Annotated in this window: 8 protein-coding genes; 6 read left to right on the forward strand and 2 right to left on the reverse strand. The window is 47.4% G+C overall.

Translation table 11 applies throughout. From position 1 onward, the window contains the following. A partial coding sequence (locus HF638_RS22700) for an S-layer homology domain-containing protein (RefSeq protein WP_211175750.1) occupies positions 1-2187 on the forward strand: 2187 nt, incomplete at its 5' end. A 110-nt stretch (positions 2188-2297) separates the two neighbouring features. Here HF638_RS22700 and HF638_RS22705 read toward each other — a convergent pair. Beyond that, positions 2298-2912, reverse strand: a complete 615-nt coding sequence (locus HF638_RS22705; protein ID WP_169482186.1) for a TetR/AcrR family transcriptional regulator — start codon at positions 2910-2912, stop codon at positions 2298-2300. A gap of 165 nt (positions 2913-3077) precedes the next feature. On the opposite strand from HF638_RS22705, the gene HF638_RS22710 reads away from it, so the two are divergent. The 4 genes from HF638_RS22710 to HF638_RS22725 all read left to right on the forward strand — a co-directional run bounded on the left by HF638_RS22710 (position 3078) and on the right by HF638_RS22725 (position 9176). Further along, entirely contained in the window at positions 3078-3665 is a 588-nt protein-coding gene (locus HF638_RS22710) for a cysteine hydrolase family protein (RefSeq protein ID WP_169482187.1), read from the forward strand. 269 nt (positions 3666-3934) lie between these two features. Next, a complete protein-coding gene (locus HF638_RS22715) occupies positions 3935-6043 on the forward strand; it encodes a cytoplasmic protein (RefSeq protein ID WP_169482188.1) in 2109 nt (702 codons plus the stop codon). Positions 6044-6385: 342 nt separating this feature from the next. Then, complete coding sequence (locus tag HF638_RS22720; RefSeq protein ID WP_169482189.1) at positions 6386-8011, forward strand: rhamnogalacturonan lyase B N-terminal domain-containing protein; 1626 nt, start codon at positions 6386-6388, stop codon at positions 8009-8011. Between the two features lie 214 nt (positions 8012-8225). Beyond that, positions 8226-9176, forward strand: a complete 951-nt coding sequence (locus HF638_RS22725; protein WP_169482190.1) for an SMI1/KNR4 family protein — start codon at positions 8226-8228, stop codon at positions 9174-9176. A gap of 183 nt (positions 9177-9359) precedes the next feature. On the opposite strand, the gene HF638_RS22730 is transcribed toward HF638_RS22725, so the two are convergent. Next, a complete protein-coding gene (locus HF638_RS22730) occupies positions 9360-9857 on the reverse strand; it encodes a DinB family protein (protein ID WP_169482191.1) in 498 nt (165 codons plus the stop codon). 168 nt (positions 9858-10025) lie between these two features. Here HF638_RS22730 and HF638_RS22735 point away from each other — a divergent pair, with 168 nt between their 5' ends. Further along, positions 10026-11183: a response regulator gene (locus tag HF638_RS22735; RefSeq protein WP_169482192.1), complete on the forward strand. Its 1158-nt coding sequence runs from the start codon at positions 10026-10028 to the stop codon at positions 11181-11183. The last annotated feature ends 2 nt before the right edge of the window (positions 11184-11185 follow it).

Here is an 11185-nt window from a genome sequence, read left to right on the forward strand (position 1 = left end):
CAGGTGGACAAGGCGCTTTTGGATCTGACTGATGCGAGAACGGGGCTAACCCCTAAGACATCTGTACCTGTTGTAGACAAGTCTTTGCTGCAAGCGAAAGTAACTGAAGTTACAGGCGAGGATCTAGAGGAATATGAGTATACGCCAGCGAGCTGGACAGCACTCGATGATGCGATGAATGAAGCAGAGCGAGTGTTGACTGATCTGACAGCGACTCAAGCGCAGGTGGACAAGGCGCTTTTGGATCTGACTGATGCGAGAACGGGGCTAACCCCTAAGACATCTGTACCTGTTGTAGATAAGTCCTTGCTGCAAGCGAAAGTAACTGAAGTTACAGGCGAGGATCTAGAGGAATCTGAGTATACGCCAGCGAGCTGGGCAATATTGGATAATGCGATGAACGAAGCACAGCGAGTGTTGACTGATCCGGCAGTAACTCAAGCGCAGGTAGATCAGGCGCTTCTGGATCTGACTAACGCTAGGACAGGACTTACCAAAGTGATCGGGAATGATACCTCAACGCTGCAAACGTTGATCCCATCCTCCGGAAGTTTGTCTCCAGCCTTTGATCCGACTAAAGACACGTACACAATTTCTGTGCCGAATAGCGTATATCAATTCCATTTAACGCCCACAGCACTTGATCCACTTTCCAAGATTGAAATAGCTGTTGGAGATGGAGAATGGAACGAGGTTACAAGTGGTAGTGCAAGTGAGAATTTACCTCTTCAAGTTGGAGGAAATACGATTGTTGTTAAAGTCACGGACTCACTTAGCCATGTTACGGAGTACAAAATTAACGTGAACAGAGCAGCCAGTGACAATGGTAACAACGGTGGAGGAAACAGTGGCAGCGGTGGAAATACGGGAGGTAACAGTGGAAGCACACCAGTACCTGCGCCAGTACCCACACCAACGCCAACTCCGGCACCGGTGAAGGATAATCTGGAAACAACCCAGGATGGCAGTCACCAGCCTTTCGCGACTTCCAAGCCTTCTGACGACAACCAAACATGGGTTCAAGTTGATCCAGCCAAATTGAACGTCGCCATGTCACAAGGCACAGGGCAGCAGTTCGCCATTCATTCACCGAATGATGGGGATATGAAGGTGGACGGTTTAACCCTGGAAACACTGAAACAATTGGTGGATCAAGGTTCCAAACTGAACATTAGCAATCCGTTGGCGATCTATCCGGTACCTGGCGGTAAAATGGACTTGAATGGTGTGTCCAGACAGCTTGGTAATGCAGCATTGAATGATATTGATGTCCATATTGATATTGCACGTTCCTCGGATGCGTTGATTGACAGCGCCGAAACGAGAGCCGCTTCTCAAGGATACGAATTACTTGTGACACCGGTTGATCTGGATCTGACGTTTACGAAAGATGGACAAACCGTTAGATCCGACCAGCTGAACGGCTATGCACCGAAGTATATTGCACTTCCGGACGGTATCGATCCGAATCGGATTACCACAGGTGTAATCATTAATCCGGACGGTAGCATCTTCCATGTACCAACGGTTGTTACCAAGATCAGTAGTCGTTACTATGCACTCATTAATGACTTGCGTAGTAGCGGAAGTTACTCGGTTATCTGGAACCCGCAGGATTTTGAAGATGCCAGATCTCATTGGGGCAAAACCGATGTGAACAACATCGCTGCAAGATTGGATTTGCAAGGTAATGGAGATAACACATTCTCACCGAACCGTCAGGTTACCCGTTCTGAGTTTGCCGAGATTGTTGTACTTGGACTGGGCTTAATGCGTCAGGATGCACCACAGAATCTATTCCCTGACGTTAACGATTCCGCATGGTTCCGCTCTGCGGTAGCCCTTGCGAATGAATTCGGTATCGTTCGCGGTTACGATAATGGGAACTTCAACGGTAATCAGGAGATCACACGTGAGCAGGGATTTGCCATGGTTGCTCGTGCCTACCGTCTGATTGAACCAGAAGCGGCAATCAGCCCGGATCAGATGAATTCTGAACTGGAACGTTACAGTGATGCAGCGAATGTATCGAATTGGGCGAAAGAAGATGTAGCCCAGTTGATTGCAGCTGGAATCATCCAAGGTAACGGGCCAGAGGTGCTGAGTCCGAAGACCACGATGACCCGTGCTGAGGTCACCGCATTGATTGCAAGAATGTTGAAAGTAACAAACTTGATTGATCAATAAACACAATCTAAAACGAAAAGCCTTTGCTGACATTGGGGGTCGGCAAAGGCTTTTTCGTATCTCATTTTAAATATTAAATGTAATCTCACGTAGCTTTGTTCCGGAGTGAATTACCTACGCAGACCATCGCACAGGATCGATATAACGCGTTCCGGGAAAATTCCTCGATTCCCGGTGGCCTGAAGCACACCGATCAGCATGATTTTAATATCCTCAATACTGGCATCCGCCCGCACAGAGCCATGTTGCTGCGCTCGCTCTAGCAGTCGGGTAATGCCACGCCAGAACTGATTGGCTATCTCTGAGCGGCCCGTGTCTATAGTCAAACTGCTAACAAGAGCATCGGTAATCGCTTTGTTGGCAATTCCCTCGCTTATGATTTTGGTGAAATATTGAAAAAATGCTTCGCCCGGATCGTCGTGATGAAGCAATTGATCAGCCTCTTCCATCAGACGCCTCTTGTGGCTGGCGATAACAGCCCCGAACAGATCTTCCTTCGTTGGAAAATGGCGATAGACCGTGCCTATACCGACACCGGCACGCTTTGCAATCTCATCCATTGAGACAGCTATTCCCTCTGTTTTAAAAATTTCATGTGCAACACGGAGCAGCTTGTCCCGATTTTTCTTGGCATCTGCGCGCAGTGTCTTCTCTGGAACCTGAGCAACGATGGAATCGGTATGCGTAACCTCAGCGTCAGGAGTAGGATTGTTTTTATTAGACATTATGGGATCACACCTCTTTCATTAATATACCCCACTGTTGATTTGTTGACAAACGGAGGATGACCTCCGTATAATTTTAAACGGAACCATTCCTCCGTTTATTTCGGGAGAATAATATTGACCTATTCTGAATTTCTAAACTCAATTCCAAAGGAGAAGGATAACATGCCACATTCAATGAGCAAAAGTGCGTTGCTGATCATGGATATGCAAAAGAGTGTCGTGTCGCAGTTTGTTAAAGATAGAGAGGCCCTGCTACCATTTCAAAAAGCGATTGAGACTGCACGTAGTCATGCGATTCCTGTGATCTACGTAAGAGTGGCGTTCCGCCCGGGTTATCCGGAAATTAGTTCACGCAACAAAATGTTCGGCGGAATTCCTGGTCGGGCTGGAGCAGATGCGGTGGCAGCTATGGAAGCTGCGGTGCAGATTGATGAATCTGTACAACCCCAGCCGGACGAGCCTATTGTGACCAAGGTTCGGGTCAGCGCATTCGCCGGAAGCGATCTGGAGGTCATTCTTCGGTCCCGCCAGATAGACACACTCATTCTTAGTGGGATTGCTACAAGCGGAGTCGTTCTATCGACTTTGAGGGAGGCTGCGGATAAAGACTATGCGCTCACCGTGCTCTCGGATGCCTGCATCGATGCTGATCCCGAGGTACATCGTGTGCTCACCGAAAAAGTATTCCCTCTTCAGGCAGAGGTTAGATCTGTAGACGAGTGGGCGGACTCGTTATCCGGTACAAATTAGGTCATCGTATCATGTCGTAATACTTTCGCCCTGTTGGCAGATCGTGGAATCTGAGATGATGGGTTCACCAGAGGTTCGGGTGACGAACTTCGAACCGCTGGCCTTCAGGCTATTGCGATCCTTCCTTCTAACTTCATTGGCGAAAATAGGGTCGCAGCTCTCCTGAAGATTTCATTTCAGAGAGGAGGCGTCCAGGCTATCACATTCCTTCCTTCTAACCCTAACCTTTCACGTTATATAGGGATGTGGCTTTCCTGGACTCTTTTATCATGAACAATACAATCTATTTGCGCAGAGCGAACAAACTCATTATCGAATCAAACGAAGAGAAGCAACAGTTACCGAAGACTCATCTGGCGACTGTCCTTAAAAATATTGAAGCACTCGGATACACCTTCTCGGATGAGTTAATGCAGGCGATGCGGCAGCTGTCCAAGGAACAATTTGAAGCAGTATATATTCAACTTGTAGCTGATCTGAGAGTCATGGTCGGCGCACATGTGAAATACAAACCGATGTATGCAGGATTCCCGATGCAGGTAATGCAAGCGGATGAAGCCGAGTTATATCTCAATGCGATTATTCATTATCTGACTCATCTGAATGTTGTCTATCCGGATCAACAATTTGTGGAGAGAACGCCTTTACTGGAGAAGACGGACTTAAAAGTCATTGGTTTGGGCAACAAACAAGCATTCCAGACGCTTATCCGCCAGGTCATTGAAGCCAAGGGTTCCATCTCGGAAACAGACAAGGCAGATATCGATAAGGTATTGGAACATGCAGACCCGGAAGAAGTAGATGCGCTATTACCCGCCGAGATTCAGTTCAAAGAAAATGTGGGCTTTGTGGTCGCCTCGCTGTTGAAGCATGAAAAAGCAAACATCGACCGGATCAGTCCGTATTTTAAAACGGCAAGTGATGTCCTGCGTCTGGCTGTCGCGTGGTCCAATGGTGATGTCAGCCTGGCAGCAGCGTCTCCCTTTCGGAAATTCAAACGTCGGGAAAGACGCTTGCTACTCGGATTATTGGAGCAATGCGGTTCAATAACGGAGGACATGCTGCGCTATAAAAATCGCTGGATTCGTCTTGGCGAAATTTTGCATCCATCGGAATATAAGCTTCGGTATCCGCAATGCGAAGAAGCCTTTGATATTTTGCGTAATAATAAGGCGTATTCGACCTTCAACGGAAGTGTGGAGCTTGCCTTCCAATATCGGAATGTCTGGAGTCTGATCGATCTGTTGTCACAGCGTCCAGGTGAATTCGCGAGAAGACTGGATCACTTGCTGCGTATGACCGAAGATGAAGCATATGTCTTACTGGCATTTGGTGAAGTTACACCGCAGGTATCCACCCCGGTATTGTTGCAGGTGCGACAGCATTTTGCGCAGCGTAATGAACGGCAGGATCTGCGTGTCTTCTTCCCGAAAGGCAATGTAGCCAAAGCTTTTGCTGTTCCGAATGAGCTGCCAGAGATCGATGAAGCCACGTGTCAGGATGTCGTGCAATTGTGTGAGCAGGCACTGGTAGAGCGATTCGCTGCCCTTGCCCCGCTTGGGAAGACTTATGTCGATCCGCAGCTCCATGATTATCTGGTACCCTTTTCCCAGAGATCGGCGAGTAAGGCTCTGCATACCATTGTTCGTGGGAGTCGTGTACCGATGGCCGAGGGAGATACGATTCGTTTCTTCAACTGGTGGAAAGAGGGGGACGTGGATGGCCAGTCTACAGGGCGCGTAGACATTGACTTGTCTGCGGTGATGTACGATAAGGACTGGAACTATGTGGAGCATATTTCCTATACGAATCTGCGATCCTCTAACTATAAGGCTGTTCATAGCGGAGATATCGTGACCGCACCTAACGGAGCAAGTGAGTTCATTGATCTGCATATTCCATCCATCGTGGCCTATGGTGGACGATATGTGGTGGCGACACTGCTTTCGTTTACCAGTCATCCGTATTGTGATCTGCCCGAATGCTTTGTGGGCTGGATGATGAGGAAGAAACCGGGGTCTGGCGAGATTTTCGAACCGTCCACTGTAGCGAACAAAATCGATATTACCGCGGATACGCAGATTGCAATCCCTGTCATTATGGACCTGGTCGAACGTACCGTCATCTGGACAGATCTGGCGCTGACAAGCCATCCGGATTACTACAACAATGTGGAAGGCAATCAAAAAGGTATGGTTCTGATGGGCAAAGCGCTAACGAATTTACGCAAACCCGATCTGCATGACTTGTTCATACTCCATGCCAAAGCTAGAGGAGAACTGGTGGATACAATGGATCAGGCGGATACAATCTATTCGGTGGATCAAGGCGTTACGCCGTACGATATCGAGCAGATCATGGCGGAGTATCTGGTTTGACCTGTTTGATATCTAAAGCGCAGCTTTTGAAGCTGTGCTTTTTGTTTTGAGAATTTTCTATCGAATATATGGTTCATTTCCATTGCATGCATATGTAATATAATGGTATTATTTTGTTGGAATTGTAAGAATCCTTGTATGTAGAAGAGTAATTTAAGAAGGGGGTGGCCAGATCAGATTTACATGAAGTAACGACTCTACTCTATACGCACGCAGACATAACATTTCAGTGATTATGGACATGCCCGCATAGCAGACATATCGATATGAGACGGAAGTGTCGGTTGTTATATATTATAATGTAAGCGATTTATTAAATGGATTCCAAGGAGGAACTTACTCATGAATCAACGTATAGTGAGAAAGGCGCTTGGCTTGCTTTTAATAGTCGTTATGATCGCAACAGCTGCTGTATACCCTGCATCTACCGGACACGCGGCAACCATTAATGTTACCGATAACGGCTCCAGAATTGAAGTGAACACCGGTTCAGGATTAGTCTATGTGGTGAACAAAACTAATGGCGATATTATCTCGGCGAAAATGAACGGTACGGAGCTAAACAGCAACAGGGGATCGCATATCGGTTCAGGATTGGGCTCCTCCGCCAATGTAACTTGGAATACCTCTCCTTCAGGATCGACCGTGTTAATCACGGTATCGACAAGCACACTAACTCACTATTATGCTTCGCGTGGTGGTGAGAACATCATCTACATGGCAACGCATATCACGGCTCAACCTTCGATCGGGGAGCTGCGTTACATTTTCCGCGGTAATGGTAGTGTGTTGACGGGTGTTCCGGCCAATTCAAATAATCGGGGCAACACAGGGGCGATCGAGAGTCAGGATGTATTTGGTTTCGCAAATGGTCAAAGTGCCTCGAAATATTATGGTAATGATCAGGCTAAAGATTTATCCGTTCGTGGGGTCACGGGTAATGGCGTCGGTGTATTTATGGCCTACGGCAATCGGGAGAAAAGCTCGGGTGGACCATTCTTCCGTGATATCCAGTTCCAAAGTGGAACAGAGACGGAAGTATATAATTATATGAACTCGGGACATGCACAGACGGAAAATTGGCGTCTGGGTCTGCATGGGCCGTACGCTTTGATCTTCACAACGGGTGGTACGCCGAGTGTACCCGATTTCAGTTGGATGTCAGGTCTGAATCTGCAAGGTTGGGTATCCAGTCGGGGGAACGTCGTACTTAATGGTCTCAGCGGGATGGATGCAGGTTATGCGTACACGATTGGTTTCGCCAATAGCAGTGCCCAGTATTGGGTAGGGACGTCTTCAAGTGGGGCGGCTGCTAAATACAGTATGATCCCGGGGACGTACACCATGACAGCCTATAAAGGAGAACTGGCCGTATACACGGAAACGGTTAGTGTTACAGCAGGACAAACGACGACACTGAATACGCGTACGATCAACAATGATCCGAGTCAAGCCTCCAGCATCTGGCGAATCGGTAACTGGGATGGTACACCACGGGAGTTCCTGAATGGACAGACGATTCCGATTCGTCACCCTTCCGATAGTCGCAACCCAAGCTGGGGGCCTGTCACTTATGCTACCGGTAGCGCGACTAATCGATTCCCGGCAATCCAGTTCCGTGGTCAGAATTCTCCAACCACAATAACGTTTAACTTGAATGCATCTCAAGCAGCATCTTCTCATATGCTCAACATCGGTATTACCGCAGCCTACAATAATGGCAGACCTAGTGTAACGGTTAATGGACATGCATTAACTAATCCTGCCGCGTCTTCACAGCCCAATTCTCGTAGCTTCACCATTGGTACGTATCGTGGCAACAACACAACCTTTAGCTGGAATGTTCCAGCATCCTACTTCGTGAATGGTTCCAATACCATCACAATTACGCCGATCAGCGGTTCCAGTGATTTGGGTAACTGGTTAAGTGCAGGTTGGGTCTACGATTGTGTTGAGTTGCTGAATTGAGTTAAGAATGCAATGTTGTGGAAGGAATAAAGAAGGTAGCCTGCCTGGTTTTCTTAACAGGGTTCAGGTTACCTTTTTTAGCTTTGGCATCGGAAATGAAAAGAAATTGTTTCAAGATATCCCTAAGGATATTGCTTTGCTGGAGATGGTGATCCGGATAGTGGTATAATTTTCAATACGTAATCATGAGTGAATGAACGGGGAGGCCAAAGGAATGAGAGACGATCTGTTGGTTCAATTGCAAGATTGGCATGAAGAAGATGAATTTCAGGAAATTGTAGATGCAATTCAAGCGATTCCTGTGGAAGAAAGAGATTATGAGCTGGTTAACCACTTGGGACGAGCGCTGAATAACCTGGAACGGTATGAAGAAGCGGTCGAACAATTCCTGACGGTTGCCAAAGAGGGAACAGGTGACCCACTCTGGCATTATCGGATTGGACTGGCTTATTATTATCTGGAGCAATATGCGCATGCGCTGCAGGCGTTCGAAAGAGCGGATGAATTGGAGCCTGAGGATGAAGATACGCTGGAGTTTTTGGAATGGATTCGAAGCAAAATGGAGGAGCCGTCCGAGTCTGAACCTGAAGTTGAAACGGACCCAGAGGCTGTCGAGGAATTCCGTGTACCCGTTGACGTTGTAGCGACTCTTCAAACCGTTCCCAGACCGGAATCCGGTGAATTCTGGAACGATAGTGAGCAGGCACTGGAACATTATGTGTCCAATCCGCCAAGTGACGGTCTCATTGAGTCTGTTGAGGAGCAATTGGTATTCCGACTCCCAGCCTCGTACATTGAGATGATGAAGGTACATAACGGCGGTATTCCGTACAATCGTTATTTCCCTGTAGCGAACACAGATACGGGAGCAACGGATTATGTTGAAATTGAAGGCATACTGGGCATTGGCCGTGAGAAGCCTCGCACGTTAGCCGGTGCACAAGGCAGCTGGACTTTGATTGAGCGTGAAGGCTATCCGGAGATTGGCGTGGTCATCGCGGTATCTCCTTCGGAGTCAGGGGTCGTCATGCTGGATTATCGTTCATTCGGTAATGACGGAGAACCCGAGGTAGTCTATGTGAAAAGGGACAATCCCAAAGAGATCATTCCACTGGCACCGAACTTTGAGACGTTTATCCAAGGGTTAATGACTCCGGAGGTTTAGAACCTTATGAACAGTAGCACGTTCAGACATATGGATGCAGTAAAGTATGTATAGTACGGTTGTGTTGAAGTGCTTCTACACTATCGCTATCTAGACAATGCACAGCATGGTAAAAGCAAAACAAGCCGCGAGGAAAAGACATTCCCTTGCGGCTTGTTTTCGTTCTATCGGATTCTTTCCGGTTTACGCCGGGAATCCACCACCTGGAGGAGGCCATGCGCCGTAGAAGCGGCGAAGCAGAACAATCTCGCCCAGATGATACGAGTTGTGCGAGGTGATATTGCGTAGGAGTCCTGCCTTGGTTTCCCCTGGGAAATAGAGAAGTGCATCATCCAATTGTGCCGTTTCCGCAATGGCTACCGCTCGATCAACCCCATCCAAGAATGCCTGAATATCCGCCTTCCACGTGTCTTCATCCTGTGGACCTTTCTCTTCAGGCCAGCTCTCGCTCACGTTAGCAGGGAGCTGCGGCTTACGTCCTTCCAAGTGCTCGAGCATGAATTGCTGCCAATAATGCATGTGCTTCACCAACTGATAGATGGTATATGGCATGGCATCGTGCGTACGAGCCGCGAGTGTGACATCAATATCGGGTAGAGCACGAGCGATGCGGATATGACCGCGTTCGCCCACTAATGATTTGACTAGGGCTTGCCCAAAGCTATGATTAGCATCTGACATATGGAACCTTCCTCTCTTCCAGACCGGATCTGTTAACCTGTCTTCTGTTAAGTATTATACAATTAAATTGCTAGAAATTAAAAATAACAAGAATCTAAATACTTAAAATTCCTATGATATAATAGTGTAAATAAATCTCAAGACTTTAGGGTCGAGGAGGAAGCTCCGGTGAAAGTGATATTGGTTGACGACGAACGTCTAGCGTTGATAGGCCTTCAAAAATCACTAGAGAAAGAAGTAAGCGGTATTGAAATTATCGCTACATATATGAATCCGACAGAAGCTATAGGGGGAATTATGGAGCACCGCCCTGATGTGGTGTTTCTGGATATCCATATGCCAGAGATGGACGGTATGGATCTGGGGAAACAGATTCAGGCCACAGTACCTGGGGTCGAAATTATTTTTGTGACCAGCTACGACCAATATGCAGTGCATGCCTTCGATCTACAGGCTTTGGACTATGTCATGAAGCCTATCCAGAAGGATCGATTAAAGCAGACGGTGAGCCGAGTACGGGAGAAACTGAGTTCGAAACGCGAGCAACGGTCAAAGGATATAGATGTGCCATTAATTTGCTGTTTTAATCAGATTCAATTTAAGCTTCCAGACAAGGATATCCAAGTTGCCAAGTGGCGTACAAGTAAGGCACAGGAGCTGTTTGCCTATTTACTTCACCACCGGAATCAGACAATTCATCGCAGTGTGTTGCTGGAGATGCTGTGGCCTGAATTGGAAGAGGACAAGACGGTGCATCAGCTCTATACCGCAATGTATCATGTCCGCCAAACCCTGAAAGCATGCAACATGGATATGATCACTATTCAGAGTGGACACCTGGAAGCTGGCTATCGGCTCGAATTGGGTGAAGCTCAGTTGGATAGTGAGCAGTGGGAACAAGAGATCAGGCAATGGAAAGTCGTGGATACCAGTACCGTTCATGCCTATGAGCAAGCGCTTCATCTATACAAGGGCACGTATCTTGGCAATTACGAATATATGTGGGCTGAACCTGAACGGGAAAGATTACGCTACCTGTGGTTGTATCATATGAGACAACTAAGTCTGTATTACCAGCAACAGGGGCTGGGGGAGAAAGTGATTGAGAGCACGCGTCGTATCCAGCAGATGCTTCCGGATGAGGAAGAAAGTTATTTTGTTCTAATGAAATTGTATGATGAAATGCACAACGATCTCGGTGTGGAGGAGCAGTATCGTCTCTTAACCACCAGAATGGAGCAAGATTTGGAGATACCAGTCAGTGAAAACATTAGCGAATGGTATCAGGACTGGAAGCTCGGTTTAACCAAAGTCATGAAAACATAAAT

Source organism: Paenibacillus sp. SZ31 (assembly GCF_012912005.1).
Taxonomy (GTDB): Bacteria; Bacillota; Bacilli; order Paenibacillales; family Paenibacillaceae; genus Paenibacillus.